A 13,848-nucleotide genomic window follows, 5' to 3' on the forward strand; every position below is an offset into this window, starting at 1 on the left:
GGCATCCGTGCCGCCTTCGTCTGGAAGCCGTCGGCCATGACCGCCGCACCTGGACATGGCGGGTACGCCTTGGACGTATCCGGATCCGGCTGCACCACGAGGTGAGGCCACAAGGCGGCGGCAGCACCACGAGCCCGACGAAGCACGGCCCGCGGCTCGTGCTGCCGGCCTACGCGCCCTTCGCTCGTCTCGCTCCGCACCGTGCAGCCCTGACCTCGCCGCCGGCTACTGGGGTTCGTCCTGCCGGTACGTCGGGCTGGAACCGTGCGCAGCGGCCCCGCAGACAGGAGGAGCAGGGTTCCACTGCTGGGGCCTGCGGGGCCGGTGCACCCTTCACGTACCCTGCGGCGCGTCCGATACGCCCGATCCCTCCCAACCTCCCGCACAACACGTCTTGTTACACGGGTGGGGCCCGGCCGTGTCCGGCCGGGCCCCATCACCTCGCACGCGTGATGCGCTCTTCGCGCCTGGTGCGTCTGTCGTCTACCAGCGGTACCAGCGACCCTTGCGGCCGCCGCTGTCCGCGGTGCGGACGACGAAGCCCAGCAGCCACACGACGAGCACAATCACCGCGATCCACCACAGCGCCTTGAGCGCGAATCCCGCGCCGAAGAGGATCAGGGCCAGCAGAAGAACCAGAAGCAGGGGAACCATAGTTATCAACCTCCTGGCCACCATGTGCCCTTACCTCAGGCCGACAAGCCCACAAAGCGGGAGTTACTTCCGCGAGGCACGGGGCATATTCACGGGCTGCGTGCCGTGCAGCGTTCCCCCGGCCCCGCCCCTCACGCACCACGACGCCGCCTCGTGAACGGCGGTGGGGCGGGGCCTGAGTCAGGGCGTGTCGCCGGAGCAGTGAAAGCGGAAGGCGGCCCCAGGGCCTGGTGTGCGCGGCTCGCCGGCGCCGGGGTCGTTCAGGCGCGGTCGCCGGGCCACCGCGACAGCTCGGCGGCCAGGGCGACACCACCGCCCGCGCGATGCGGACAAGCACGCCGCTGCCGCCGGGGCGCCCGGCCCTGCCGGGGGCCGGGCGAGCAGCCATCCCGTCCGGGCTGCACGAGACGGGGAGCCGATGGCCGGCCCCGCCCCCAGGCCGGGCGACTACTCAACGGCGCCGGTAGACCACCTTTCGCACTCTTCATCCCTATTCTTCAGCAATGGCTATCGACTACGCGGCAGTCTTCCAAGCGCTGCCCGGTGCGGTTGCTCTGCTGACTCCTGATCTGGTCTTCGCCGACGCCAACCTCGCGTTTCTGCGGCAGGCCGGACGCAGCCGCGAGCAGATGGTGGGCCGCTACCTCTTCGACGTCTTCCCCGACAACCCGGACGACCCGTCAGCCTCGGGCGCCCGCAACCTGGAAGCGTCCCTCCGGGCGGTGCTGGCCAATCGCGAGATCGACACGATGGACTTGCAGCGCTACGACGTGGAATCCGCACAGCGCCCGGGCCAGTGGGAGGAGCGTTACTGGAGCCCGGTCAACGCGCCTGTCTTCGCGCCCGACGGCCACGTCGCGCTGGTGATCCACCGCGTCGAGGAAGTCACCGAACTCCTGCGTGCCACCAGCCGGCCGGACGGCGCCCGCCACCTCGAGGCCGAACTCTTCAGCCGGATGCGGCAGCTGCACGAAGTCAACGAGCGCCTGCGTCGCGCACACGCCCAGGAGCGTGAGGTCGCCCTCGCGCTCCAGCGCGCGATGCTCCCCGTTCCGGCCCCGGTCGGCCGTCACCGGGTCGCTGTCCGCTACCGGCCCGCGGTCGGCTCCCTCAACGTCTGCGGTGACTGGTACGACCTCGTCCGGCTGCACGACGGCGACAAGATCGCCGTCGCCGTCGGCGACGTCGTCGGCCACGGCCTGGAAGCCGCAGGCGTCATGGGCCAGCTCCGCAGCGCCCTGTCCGCCACCTCCCGGGTCGCCGCCGGCCCCGCGCAGGCCCTCGAAGTCCTCGGCCGCTACGCGCACTCGCTGACCGGCGCCGAATCCACCACCGCGGTGACCGCCTTCATCGACTTCAGCCGCCACCTCATCACCTACTCCAGCGCCGGCCACCCTCCCCCGGTCCTCCTGCGCGGCGACGGCAGCGTCGAGCTCCTGGACCAGGCCACCGACCCGCCACTGGACGCCGCCTTCGAACTCAGCCCCCGGCCCGAAGCCACCACCGCCTTCACCGACGGCGACACCCTCCTCCTCTACACCGACGGCCTCATCGAACGCCGACACCAGGACATCGACACCGGACTCACCCAACTCACCGACGCCCTCACCCGCCACCAGGACCTCACCAGCCCCGAAGCACTCGCCGACGCCGTGATGAACGACCTCATCCCCGCCGAAGGCGTCACCGACGACACCGCCCTGGTCGTCGTCAGCCTGTGACAGGGAAAGCTGCGGGGCGGACCGACCTCGGCGGCTCGCCGGCCTCGGCCCCAACCGGGCGCAGGAGTGGCTGCCCATCAGGCGGGGCCGGGGGCGGCGCAGCCGGTGAGGCACCTTACCGAGCACGCGACCTGCCACCCTCCCCATGCTCCGTACGGGGAACATACGTGATGCGTACGCGATCCGTTCGGTCAGGAGCGGTGACGTGGCCCGTCCCTGACCGACGGCGCGAAGCTCATCGGCCCGGTCGACGCCGCCCTACGAGCCGTCCAGGGCCTGGAGCCCACGCACCCAGGGGCCGTTGACCGCCGCGGAAGACAGCGCCGGCGCACATCGCGGCCGGCTTCGAGAAGGCCGTCGTCATCCAGGTCGGCCACCGGAAACCCCGGGCAGAACGACGACCGTGTCGAGCGACACAATCCTTCGACATTGTCGAGTGACAATGTCGTGTGATTGCCTTGGTGGCAACGGATGCAGAAGGGACGACGCCACTGCATCGGCCGCGTATCGCATCAGTGAGCTGGGCGCCCGTTGGACGGGCGGACTGTTCTGAGACGAAGGAGAAACCCGTGAGTAACCTCGCGAAGCGCATGTGTGTCGCCATCGCCTCCCTGGCGGTCGCAGGCGGAGCCGTACTCGGCGCCGGAGGCACTGCTTCGGCTGCCACGCCGCTGTCCGGGCACGTCAAGAGCCCGCCCGTCAGTGTCGTAGTCAGCGACCATCATCGGAGTGGTGCCGACGACCGCGACGCAGTCCGCGGCGACGACCGCCGCTTCGGCCGCGACCATGACCGCTGTGAGGTCCGGGGCGACGACCACCGCCGGGGTGCCCACGACCACGGCCAGGCCCGTGGCGACCACCACCACTCCGGCCGCGGCCACGACGACTGCGGGACCCTCGGCCACGACCACCGCCGGGACGGTGGCCATGATCACCGCGGGGACCGCCGCGACGACTGCCGGTGGGACCACGGCGTCAGCTACCTGTGGGACAGTTCCCACGGCTGGCGTCATGACGGGGACCGTCATGGCGGGGACCGTGACCAGACCGGCCACTACGAGTACAACCGGTACCGCGTCGGCCTCTGATCAAGGTCGCTTTCGCCTGAATGTCGACGCTGGTCGCATCGTGGATGCCCCGGGCCGGCAGCGGTAGCTTCGCTTCTTCCTGCCGGCCGGGCGTCATCGCGGCAGCATCAGATGCCGCTGCAAGCGGACGTTCTCTCGCGCCGTCCGCGACAGGCCCTGGCCCGACAGCGCCCGCCTGCCCTTCCGGCGCTCCCCCTGAATGACTCAGGGCGAGTGCAGCAAGACTGATGAAATCCTCGCGAATTGTGAGGAAACGCCTTTCGAGTGAAGGAGAAAACCATGACAGAGGAAATCAAGGGCGGCTCCGGAGCCGCGTCGGTGGATGTCGTGATCGTCGGTGCGGGCTTCGCCGGCCTGAGTGCCGCGGAGCGGCTTGCAGACATGGGTGTATCCGTCCTGGTCCTCGAAGGCCGGGACCGGGTCGGCGGCCGTTCGTTCTCAGGTGAGGTGGCCGGGGTCAAGGTCGACCTCGGGGCCACGTGGGTCGCCGAGCGTCACACCGCGATCCGCGACCTCGCGAAGCGGCTGGGGTGCTCCACGACCGGCCAGTTCCACGAAGGTCTCAATGTCCTGTGGATGGCCGGGCAGCGTCGCACGTGGACGGGCACCATGCCGATGGTCGACCCCGTGGACCTCGAGGACCTGGGCCGCGTCCAGGTGGCGATGGACGAGCTGCTGGAGACCATCGACGTCGGCGCCGCCTGGAAGTCCCCCAACGCCGAGGAGCTCGACTCGATCTCGTTCGGCGAGTGGCTCGACCGGCAGCAGGTGGTGAGCAGCACCCGTGCGCTGATGACCATCGTCAGCAAGGTGCAGTGGGGCTGCTCCCCGGGAGATGTCTCCCTGCTGCACGTACTGCGCTACATCCGTGCAGCGGGCGGGCTCCTTCACATGCTGGACGTCGAAGCCGGAGCGAACCAGGACCGGTTCGTCGAAACCACTCAGGAGATCGCCAACCGGCTCGCCGAGAAACTCGGCGACAGGGTCGTTCTGGACACCCGTGTCCGCCGGATCTCCCAGGACGACGACGGCGTCACGGTCCACACCGACTCGGCTGTCATCAGCGCCAAGTACGTCATCGTCACCGCGGCCCCCGAGCACCGTTCCTACATCGAGTTCCTCCCGGCCCTGCCGGAAAAGACCCAGGGGCTCACGAGGACGTGGCCCATGGGCAGGCTGAGCAAGGCGTTCGTCGCTTACGACAGGCCCTTCTGGCGGACTGAGGGGCTCTCGGGTGAGGCAGTGATGGACACCGGGACGGCGTTCATCACCTTCGACGTGTCGCCGGACAACGGACCGGGCGTCCTGATGGTCTTCTGCACCCCCAGTGTGTACGACAACTTCGACCCGGAAACCCGACGCAGCCGAGTCGTCCAGCAGATGGTCGACCTGTACGGTCCCCAGGCGAGCACCCCCATCGACTACGTGGACCACTGCTGGGGCACGGAGCCATTCGCTCCCGGCGGCCCCCACCCCGCTGCGGGTCCCTACGCATCCGTGAGCTACGGCAGCGCCCTCACCGAGCCTCACGGGCGTATCCACTGGTCCGGCACCGAAACCGCAGGCGAGTGGGTCGGCACCATGAACGGCGCCGTCCTGACAGGCCTGCGCACCGCCAAGCAGGTCGCTCAGCGACTCGGCGTCGAAGGAGCCTCGAAGTAAGCCTCGCCGGCTCCTCGGTGGACCCGTCTTCACGTTGACGGCCGCCTTGTGACGCACGCCGGATGCGCCTGCATCCGGCGTGCGTCATCCGGCCGTGGCGCGCGCCAGTTGCCAGGGTCGAGAGAGCGGCAGTGGCCGTGTGGCGATCAGGCGCTGCTGCCCCGGTAGAGGGGTGTTGCCTCACGCTCAGGGCGGCAGTGCTCGGCGGCACGGCCACTTCGCCCGGCTGCGGGACAGTCCAAGGGCCAGCGTCTGGAAGGGTCCGGCTCACGGAACCGGCGTCCCGGCCGTCGCGATCGCTGGGGAACCGGCTTCCCAGACCCGTGATCAACGTGTCCAACAGCGCCGCGCTCTTCGAGACTTCCGACTGCGGAACTCCGGCAGCCTCCACGGACTCGGTGAGCGCGGTCCGGAACGGGTCGTCGGAGTGGAGGAAGCCGGGCTGGCGGCTGAACGAGTAGGCCATCAACCTGGGATGACGGTGCGCCAGGGCCCGGAGGTCTGTTGCGAGCAGGCGGAGACGCTCCTGCCAAGGAGCGTCCTCGGGCGTGACGGTGCGGAACTGGGCGCCGACCATCCTTGTCATGCCGCGCATAGCGGCTTCCTTGTTCGGCACGTGGTGGTACAGCGACATCGGGTTCGCGTCGAGCTCGGTAGCAGGTCTGCGCATGGTGAGCGCCTCGACGCCGTCCGCGTCGATCAGCCGCAGGGCGGCTGAGTAGATCCCGACCTCGCCCTCCCCCGTCTCCGCGACCTGAACCGCGAGGTGCACCTCGTCGACGCGGAGACCGGCCACGAGGCGGCGCGTCCGCGGCTGAGTACACCGCTGCATCACGGACGCGCCGCCTGACACTGCGCGTCCGGAACGACGGTGCCGACGGCCCCACCCGCGATTGATCGTGGATGCTGTGGTGCCTTGGAGGGCCAGGGCTAGGCTCGTGGCTGATCACAGTTACCGACGAGGGGGTTCCGAGGTATGAGCGGGAGAGTGACGGCGGTCAGCAGCAATGGGGAGTACTCGTTCACGAAGCCGAACCGGGACAGCGTCAGGTTGCTTGCCGGGCTCGGTGTGGAGGGGGACGTGCACGCCGGTGTGACGGTCAAGCACCGCTCACGCGTCGCGCAGGATCCCACCCAGCCGAATCTGCGCCAGGTCCACCTCATTCATGAAGAGCTCTTCGCCGAGGTCGGCGAAGAAGGGTTCAAGGTGGCGCCCGGCGACCTCGGCGAGAACCTCACCACGCGTGGCATCGATCTGCTCGGTCTGCCGGTCGGCACATTGCTGCGCATCGGCGACTCCGCGGTCCTGGAAGTCACCGGTCTCCGCAATCCCTGCCTGCAGATCGACAACTTCCAGGACGGGCTGCTGAAGCAGGTCGTCGGCCGCGATGAGGCGGGGAACATCGTGCGCAAAGCCGGAATCATGAGCATCGTGAGGGAAGGCGGCGTGGTGCGCCCAGGCGACACGATCGAAATGGAACTTCCCAGCGGTCCGCACCGACCCCTGGACCGGGTCTGACCAGCCTCCAGGACAGGCCGTGACATCACGACGGCCGCGCGGGTTCTTGAGCTGTGAAGATCAAGCAGGCCCGCGCGGCCATGGCCCATCCCGCCCTCTGCGGCGTCGCGCCAACATCTCGGCGAGTTGCTCGAAGAACTCGCGCCACGCTGGGAAGCGCGCTGCGAGTCCGTGCGGCACGAGCGGCGCCCACGCGCGCGCCGGCGGCAGGCCGGGGCCGGGCCGAAGTACGAACTCGTCTTCACCGACCGACTGCTGGCCGCCTTGGTCCATCTGCGCACCGGCCTCACCCACGAGGCCCTCGGCGTGATCTATGAGGTGGGCTCTTGCACCATCGGCCGCGCCATCAGCGAGATCCGCCCGCTCCTGGCGGAGCGAGGTGCTCCAGCTCAGCCTGGTGGGCGGCGATCCTCTCCGGGACCGCCAGCGGGTCCGCCGGCGCCCTGCATCCCGCGCACCAGCGCAGCCTGGTAGCGGCGGGACCTGGGCGTAGCCGTGCACGAGGTCGGCGTAGTGGCTCGCTTCAACCGAGGAGCACCTGGACGAAGGACGTCAGCGTGGCCGAGGTGACCACGCTCGTGCGGGCCTTCATCGACACGGTCCTCGCCGCCCCCGAACACCAGCCCTCCCCCGGCGAGGCAGCAGGCACACGGTGACCGGCTCGGCGCGGGCTCGCTGAACCTGGCACCCGCGTGCATGCACATCCCACCCCCCGGCGGATACGCGAACGGCCCCGGACCCCCTGACGGACCGGGGCCCGAGGCCTGATCGGTACACGGGACGTGGCCGCCCTGGGCTAGCTCACCGGCGCGGGGCCGGCAGCTCGCCGGGCTTCACGTCGGCTCCGTCAGTGTCGGTGGCTCCGGCCTTCTCCAGTCCTTCAGTTGGCAGGACCTTTCTCCACGCCGGCAGCGCCGGCCACCCACCGCCGGTACTGCTCGCCCCCGACGGCACCACGAGCTTCCTCGACCAGGCCACCGACCCGCCTCTTGGCGCCCGCCCCGAACACGGCCCCCGCCCCCAGGCCACCGTCTCCTTCACCGAGGGCGCCACACTGGTCCTGTACACCGACGGCCTGATCGAACGCCGCTCCGAGGCTCCGTGTCGGCGGCCTCCGCCACCACCTCGGCGGCGAACCCGCCCACCCCGACGTACAGCACACCGGAATGTACGTCCGCTCCCGCTTCGAACGCGATACGTACGGTCAGCGGCCGATCGGGCCCGCGCCCGGCTCGGGAATCGGATGCGGGCCCCGCCCGCCCATCGTTGGCCGTCCGGCCGCCGAGCCAGGGCGCCACATCGCCGGGCATCGTCCGCGTCACGCGCCCGTGCCGGGTTCGGGTACCGGCCTGCCCGGCGGGGTGAAGGCGGCCAGCGCGGTGGCGGTGATGTGGCCGGCGGCGTGCTCGGAGGTGAGACGGCCCGCGCGGATCTCGTCGGCGGCGCTGTGCATGACCGAGTGCAGGACGTTGACCAGCCACGCGATCGGCAGGTCGGTGCGGAAGACCCCCTCGGAGCGGCCGCGGGCGATGAGCGTCTCGACCCGGGCGGCCGGGCCGCTGTGCAGCTCGCGGATGCGACCGGGGGGCAGTTCCCTCTGGGCGGCGACCAGCAGCGCACGCGCCTGGTCCACCAGATGCCAGCTGGCCTCGACATAGCGCGCCAGCGCGAGCAGCGGATCACCGGTCAGATCGACCGCGTCCAGCGCCTGATTGCCCTGGTCCACTGCGCGGCTCATCGCCGCATCGACGACCTCCGCCCGGGAGGCGAAGTGCGCGTACAGCGTCACCCGGCCCACGCCCGCGGCGCGCGCGATCTCGCTGAGGCTCGCCTCCGGGTTCTGTCCCAGGCACTCGGCCGCGGCCTTGACGATCGCGTCGATGCTCCGCAGGGCGTCGGCGCGTTTGACGGTGCTTCTACTGCCCATGCCTCACACCCTACCCGAATAAGTCGAACACAACTGTATGGCTTAGGCGGGCTGCAGGTCTAACCTGAACAGCACTGTACGGATTAGCCGTCGAGAGGTGAGCGTCATGAGTGACACGGAAACCGCGAGCACACGCACCCCGCAGGCACCCCATCCACGGCGCTGGCCGGTCCTCGGCCTGCTGGGGCTGGCCCAGCTGATGCTCATCCTCGACATCACCGTGGTCGCCATCGCACTGCCCCACATGGGCGCCGAACTGGACCTGGACCGCGCCGCCCTGACCTGGGTGGTCAGCGGCTACGCCCTCACCTTCGGCAGCCTGATGCTGCTCGGCGGCCGGGCCGCCGACCTGTTCGGCGCCAAGCGCGTCGTCCTGGCAGGGCTCACCCTGTTCACCGCCGCGTCCCTGGCCGCCGGACTGGCCACCGGCGCTCCCCTGCTGCTGGCCGCCCGGATCGCCCAGGGCGCGGGCGCCGCGATGCTCTCGCCGGCGGCCCTGTCGGTCGTGGTGAGACTGTTCGACGGCGACGAACGCAACAAGGCACTGGGTATCTGGTCGGCGCTCGGCGGCGGCGGCGCCGCCCTCGGCGTGCTGCTGGGCGGGCTGATCACCGCCGGGCCCGGCTGGGCCTGGGTCTTCTTCATCAACGTCCCCGTCGGCCTGGCCGTACTCGCCGTACTCGCCCGGATCCTGCCCACCCTGCCCAAGGCGGCCGCCGGCTCCCTCGACGTGCCCGGCGCCGCTCTCGTCGCCGCGGCCACCGGTGCTCTCATCTACGCGCTGATCCGTGCCGGCGACCACGGCTGGCTCGATGCCCTCACCCTCGCCCTGTTCGCCGCCTCGGCAGCCGCCTACGCAGCTTTCACCGCCTGGCAGCGCCGGGCGGCGGCACCGCTGATGGACCTTCGCCTGCTCGGCCGGCGCCCGGTACTGGCGGGCATCTTCATCATCGCGGTGGCCACGGCCCTGATGGTGGGTGTCTTCTTCCTCGGCTCCTTCTACCTGCAGAACCACCAGGGCCATGGCGCCTTGATGACCGGGGTGCTGTTCCTGCCGGTGGCGCTGGTGACCATGGCTGCCGCCACTGCGGTCGGCCGCGTGATCGGCCGCCTCGGGGCCCGGCTGCCGGCAACGGCGGCCCTGGTCCTCGCGGCAGCCGGATTCCTCGTCCCAGTCCTCTGGTCCGGCACCGCCGCCATGGTCACCGGTGTGAGTATCGCCGCGGCCGGTCTGGGCGCCCTGTTCGTGGTCGCCTCGGCCACCGCCCTCGGCAGCGTCGCCCCGCACGAGGCCGGGGTGGCCTCAGGAATCGTCAGCACCTTCCACGAGTTCGGCGCCTCCGCAGGCGCCGCCGCCGTATCCAGCGCCGCAGCCGCCGGCATCGCCGCCCACACCCCCACCGCCGCAGCGACCGGATTCGACAACGCCTTCCTCGTCGCCACGGGCATCGCCGCGGCCTCCGCCCTCATCTCCCTGTGGCTGATCCCAGCCCAAAAGGCCTGACCCAAGCAGAATGTGACGACCGCAGCCGCGGCGATCACCGTGCCCCTCACCGTGGTGGGAGTCATCCTCGGGCCGGACAGGAACATCCTGTCCGGCCCCGCTGTCGTTTCCGGAGCTGGGCGTGCAGCCCGCTGAGGGCCTTCTTCCGCCCCGGGGGCCACACGTACGAAGAAGGCGCCGAGCAGGCGGCGTTCCAGCGAGGGCTGGCGGCCCTGACGCAGTGGGTCAAGCGGGGAAGGGCAGCGGCCAGTCCCCCGGGCTCACGCAGAACAGATCACGGCCGACGGCGAAGCCGCGCCGGTGTCTGTACGCCTCGGAGCAACTGGGGGCGCTGCGGGACCTGGGGGTGGCGTGGGAGCAGCGGACAGGCGAATGGGCCGCCATATGTTCTCGGTTCGTACGCCATGCGTACGGTTAACCACCGGCTCGAGGGGCCGAGGTGCGGAGCTCCCGCCCGTCATCCGCGTCCGGCAGCCACACGGCGGCCTCATCACCGGTCAGCCGTGGGGGTCATCGTCCGGTGAGGTAGTCGGTGGTTAACAGGCCGGACGGGGCCCGCGCCCGGCTCGGGAGCATGCGGGCCCCGCCCACCCATCAATCCGTCCGGCAGCCGCGGCAAGGCGCCACATCGCCGGTCCGGGAAGAGCCGTGCGGATCATCTGGCGCGGCTCCTACCTCTCCGCGCTCACCATCGCCCCCCAACGGCCGCGCCCACAGCCAGCTCGCGCTGCCACGGGCAGCACTGACGGCACCCCGCTCGCCTCTGCCGTCGCGTACGACAAGGTCTGCGCCAACCGGCGACGGTCCAACGCCTTCCGACCATGGGCCCACCGGGACCGGGCGCAGGGCAGTTGCAGTGCGGCAGGTCAGGGGGGACCTGCCGCACTCCGTCACCCGGTCCTGGGTCACGTGAGAGAGCTCATTGTTTCGTCATCCGGGCACAGGTGCCGACCGTACCGGTGGAGGGGTTCCAGTTGCAGGTGAAGAAGTGCACGTCCTTGACATCGGCCCACGTCTCGCTGACCGTGGTCCGGTCCGGCCATGTCCCACTCGGGCCGTTGTAGCCGATGATCTCTTCCTGGTACTCCCACTGGATGGTTCCCGACGGTCTCGCAGTGCATCGCTGGTACGTCACCTTGAGCGCCGCCCCGTACGTGTCGAACCGCTTCACGTCCGCGATCGACCCGCTGAAGCCGGCCTGGTAGCTGGCGTAGTCGCACTCTCCGCCGGGTTGGAAGTAGCGATACACGCCCTCGCCGTGGCTCGCGCCGTTCGCGCTGTACGCAGCCACGCTGTAGGTGACCGCGTGGGCCGGTTGCGATCCGAAGATCACGAGCGTGCAGGCCGCAACTCCTGCAGCGACGTTCGCTGCTGCCTTGAGTGGCTTCATACCGTCTCCCCCTGCTCCGTCCGCTGGCTGACGTTTCCGTTGGATTTTTGGGTCGTCGGATAACCGCGACAAGGGTTCGCCGGTGTCCCGGACACATCGGTCCTGTCCGGGCTGGTCAGAGACCGTCCGGTATCCGTTCGGACAAGCGACCGCGGGCACGGATCCTCGCGGCCCTGCTCGCCGACGCGGACACTCCCCCTCGGTCGCCCACTGCTTGGGTTGGACCTGCAAGCCGCGCTGGCCAGGGTCTCTACAGACGATGTGCAGCTCGCGGCCAAGGATCTGGGCGGTCCGATCGACCAAGCGGCCGGTGAAGCCCTGATCCGCCCAGAACTTCTGGATCTGCAGGTGGTCGAGCCGGGCCCACAGTGGCACATGGCCGCCCTCTCCCAGGGCTCCCTGGGCCTGGACGACCTAGTCGACGAGCTCTCCCACCTCTGACCGCCGGGCCGGCCCCCGCCCCGGACGCGGACGACGACCCGGGCGGCCGGTCCGCCATACACGCCTCCTTCGATGTCTTGGTCAGCGGAAGGAAAAGCGTTCGGGCGGCTTCAGCGGGTGTGACCCCTTGTCGACGTCCGGGGACGTCGTGGATTGCTGCTGCGCCTTCCGAGCGCAGTTGGCCGGTGCTGGCGTCCCGCATCATGGTCGCGGCGTAGGCGCGGACATCCGCAGCAGTGACATCTGGGTGTCCCCGTGCTGGAGTGCGAGGCTCCCGAGGGAGCGGCGGCCGAGGTGGTGCAGGCTGTCACGGTCGTGCGCGAAGCACTGTGGCGCTACGGCTTCAAAGCCGTAGCCATCCGCGCGCTGGGGAAGCACTCCGGCGGCGGCCCGCGCTTGGCTCGCCGCACCACACACCGTCAAGAACATCGGCGCCAGCCACCCCGGGATCGCGGACGCCCCGCAGATCCGGCTCGCAAAGACGCACGACGTCGTCATCCATCTCCAGCGGGTGGAGGCAGCCCATTAGCGTGAGCGGCTGTCGGGGCTGGGTGTGCAGCCCGCTGAGGCGCCCCCTCCGTTCCGGCAGCCGCTCGTGCGGCGAAGGGCGCCAAGGCACAGCGGGCGTTCCAGCGCGGTCTCACGGCTCTCACGTCCGCTGTGACCGGGCCTGGCCTCGCCACCTTCCGCATGACCGGCCGGACCCACCGGCGCCCAGGCGATGGAGTGGATGACGTGACCGCAGCGCAGCAAGGCCGTGGGAACCGGCGTCCCCGGTGACCATCGCGCAGACCTGGGTGCAGGCTTTCTCCTTGTGCGTGATCAGCGGCCTCGTGGGGGGCGCAGTCGTGACACCCATAGGCGCTGACGGGCCAGGTCTCGTCGTGGGAGTACGGCCGGATCACCGGGCGCTGCGGCGATCTCGTCCACGCCGGATGCACGTGCGCCGAGCTCCTCGTGCTCTCCCAGGGCTGCTGACGCCGCCGGGGCGCATCCCTCGGCCAGCGGGGCGCGGCGGCGACGGCGGAGCGGCGCTGCTGGGGCGCGGCCGCCTGCCACCTGTCCGCCTGCCGGGGCAGGGTCAGTGGCGGGTGGCCGTGTCCAGGGGTGAAGCTGGAGGTGCCCGCCGGACCACGGGAGAAGCCCGGGCGGCGTTCCCTCCGGTGCCTGGGGTGCGGCGCTCTTCTCGAGGTCGGGTCCCCGCCCGGGGACGCCGGTGCGGTCGGGTGACTCGAAACCCGGGATCGGGGAACCGGAAGTGGTGCCCTGATGCATGAGGGGAGGACGGGTGCCCGGGCGCCCGGCTCCGACACCGGAAGAAGGACCATGATGGCGCACGAAGAGGACGACGGGCGCACCGGCGGCGACGGCGTCACACGCCGCCGTCCGCTGCGTGAGTGGCACGTCGAGGAGACGGTCGAGGTCGCGGTGCCGGTCCGCACGGCGTACAACCAGTGGACGCAGTTCAAGACGTTCCCGCGCTTCTCGGCCGTGGTGCGCGACGTCGAGCAGGTCAGGCCCACCGTCACCGCGTGGACCATCGGCTACGGCCTGCTGCGCCACCGTTTCCCGGTCGAGATCGTGGAGCAGGACCCCGATGCCTACCTGGCCTGGCGTGGTCTGGGGCAGCACCCCACCCACGAGGGCGAGGTCGAGTTCAGGCCCACGGGGTCCGGCGGCACCGCGATCACGGTCCGGGTGCTCCTGCGGCCGCACGGGGCCGTGAAGGTCCTCACCCGCTCCCCCGGGGTCACGGGGCCGGCCTCCCGGCTGGTGCGCGCCGAACTGGTCAACTTCACGCACTTCATCGAAGGGCTCGGCCAGGAGGGCGGTGCCTGGCGCGGCACCATCCGCAACGGACGCGTCCAGCACGACACCCCGGAACCGCCCAGGAGCCGTGTCGCCCAGTGGCCCGTCGGCTGACCCGCCCACCCACACGGCA

At 70.5% G+C, this 13,848-nt stretch carries 11 protein-coding genes and 2 pseudogenes; 9 read left to right on the plus strand and 4 right to left on the minus strand.

Going from position 1 to position 13,848, the window contains the following annotated elements:
- Positions 1-483 precede the first annotated feature (483 nt).
- On the minus strand, positions 484-654 hold the full coding sequence (locus ACIRG6_RS05315) for a DUF5670 family protein (RefSeq protein WP_011113206.1): 171 nt from the start codon (positions 652-654) through the stop codon (positions 484-486).
- 503 nt (positions 655-1,157) lie between these two features.
- On the opposite strand from ACIRG6_RS05315, the gene ACIRG6_RS05320 reads away from it, so the two are divergent.
- The 3 genes from ACIRG6_RS05320 to ACIRG6_RS05330 all read left to right on the plus strand — a co-directional run bounded on the left by ACIRG6_RS05320 (position 1,158) and on the right by ACIRG6_RS05330 (position 5,125).
- A complete protein-coding gene (locus tag ACIRG6_RS05320; protein WP_403320844.1) occupies positions 1,158-2,375 on the plus strand; it encodes a PP2C family protein-serine/threonine phosphatase in 1,218 nt (405 codons plus the stop codon).
- 569 nt (positions 2,376-2,944) lie between these two features.
- Positions 2,945-3,463 carry a hypothetical protein gene (locus ACIRG6_RS05325; protein ID WP_403320847.1) on the plus strand — a complete coding sequence of 173 codons (519 nt, stop codon included), beginning with the start codon at positions 2,945-2,947 and terminating at the stop codon, positions 3,461-3,463.
- A 279-nt stretch (positions 3,464-3,742) separates the two neighbouring features.
- The gene (locus tag ACIRG6_RS05330) at positions 3,743-5,125 is read left to right on the plus strand and encodes a flavin monoamine oxidase family protein (RefSeq protein WP_403320850.1); all 1,383 of its coding nucleotides are present in this window, start codon (positions 3,743-3,745) and stop codon (positions 5,123-5,125) included.
- A gap of 610 nt (positions 5,126-5,735) precedes the next feature.
- Here the strand turns inward: ACIRG6_RS05330 and ACIRG6_RS05335 are convergent.
- Positions 5,736-5,957, minus strand: a pseudogene (locus ACIRG6_RS05335) (hypothetical protein); the annotation flags it as partial.
- Positions 5,958-6,101: 144 nt separating this feature from the next.
- Between ACIRG6_RS05335 and ACIRG6_RS05340 the strand changes: the two are divergent.
- From ACIRG6_RS05340 to ACIRG6_RS05350, 3 genes and pseudogenes are all read left to right on the plus strand, one after another.
- Positions 6,102-6,644 (plus strand): MOSC domain-containing protein, encoded by a 543-nt coding sequence (locus ACIRG6_RS05340; RefSeq protein ID WP_364683917.1) that lies wholly within the window; start codon positions 6,102-6,104, stop codon positions 6,642-6,644.
- 171 nt (positions 6,645-6,815) lie between these two features.
- On the plus strand, positions 6,816-7,118 hold the full coding sequence (locus ACIRG6_RS05345; RefSeq protein WP_403321796.1) for a helix-turn-helix domain-containing protein: 303 nt from the start codon (positions 6,816-6,818) through the stop codon (positions 7,116-7,118).
- Between the two features lie 436 nt (positions 7,119-7,554).
- Positions 7,555-7,740 (plus strand): annotated as a pseudogene (locus ACIRG6_RS05350) (SpoIIE family protein phosphatase); the annotation flags it as partial.
- A 222-nt stretch (positions 7,741-7,962) separates the two neighbouring features.
- On the opposite strand, the gene ACIRG6_RS05355 reads toward ACIRG6_RS05350, so the two are convergent.
- A complete protein-coding gene (locus ACIRG6_RS05355; RefSeq protein WP_403320853.1) occupies positions 7,963-8,571 on the minus strand; it encodes a TetR/AcrR family transcriptional regulator in 609 nt (202 codons plus the stop codon).
- 106 nt (positions 8,572-8,677) lie between these two features.
- Between ACIRG6_RS05355 and ACIRG6_RS05360 the strand changes: the two genes are divergently transcribed.
- Positions 8,678-10,075, plus strand: coding sequence for an MFS transporter (locus ACIRG6_RS05360; RefSeq protein ID WP_403320856.1), 1,398 nt, complete (start codon positions 8,678-8,680; stop codon positions 10,073-10,075).
- 919 nt (positions 10,076-10,994) lie between these two features.
- Here the strand turns inward: ACIRG6_RS05360 and ACIRG6_RS05365 are convergent.
- Positions 10,995-11,465 (minus strand): hypothetical protein, encoded by a 471-nt coding sequence (locus tag ACIRG6_RS05365; protein ID WP_391985620.1) that lies wholly within the window; start codon positions 11,463-11,465, stop codon positions 10,995-10,997.
- A gap of 219 nt (positions 11,466-11,684) precedes the next feature.
- Here ACIRG6_RS05365 and ACIRG6_RS05370 point away from each other — a divergent pair, with 219 nt between their 5' ends.
- Together ACIRG6_RS05370 and ACIRG6_RS05375 are read left to right on the plus strand one after the other, a co-directional pair.
- Positions 11,685-11,906, plus strand: coding sequence for a hypothetical protein (locus tag ACIRG6_RS05370; protein WP_403321845.1), 222 nt, complete (start codon positions 11,685-11,687; stop codon positions 11,904-11,906).
- A 1,329-nt stretch (positions 11,907-13,235) separates the two neighbouring features.
- The gene (locus ACIRG6_RS05375) at positions 13,236-13,829 is read left to right on the plus strand and encodes an SRPBCC family protein (RefSeq protein WP_403321798.1); all 594 of its coding nucleotides are present in this window, start codon (positions 13,236-13,238) and stop codon (positions 13,827-13,829) included.
- Positions 13,830-13,848 lie beyond the last annotated feature (19 nt).

The sequence above is a fragment of the Streptomyces flaveolus genome (assembly GCF_044765825.1).
GTDB lineage: Bacteria > Actinomycetota > Actinomycetes > Streptomycetales > Streptomycetaceae > Streptomyces > Streptomyces flaveolus.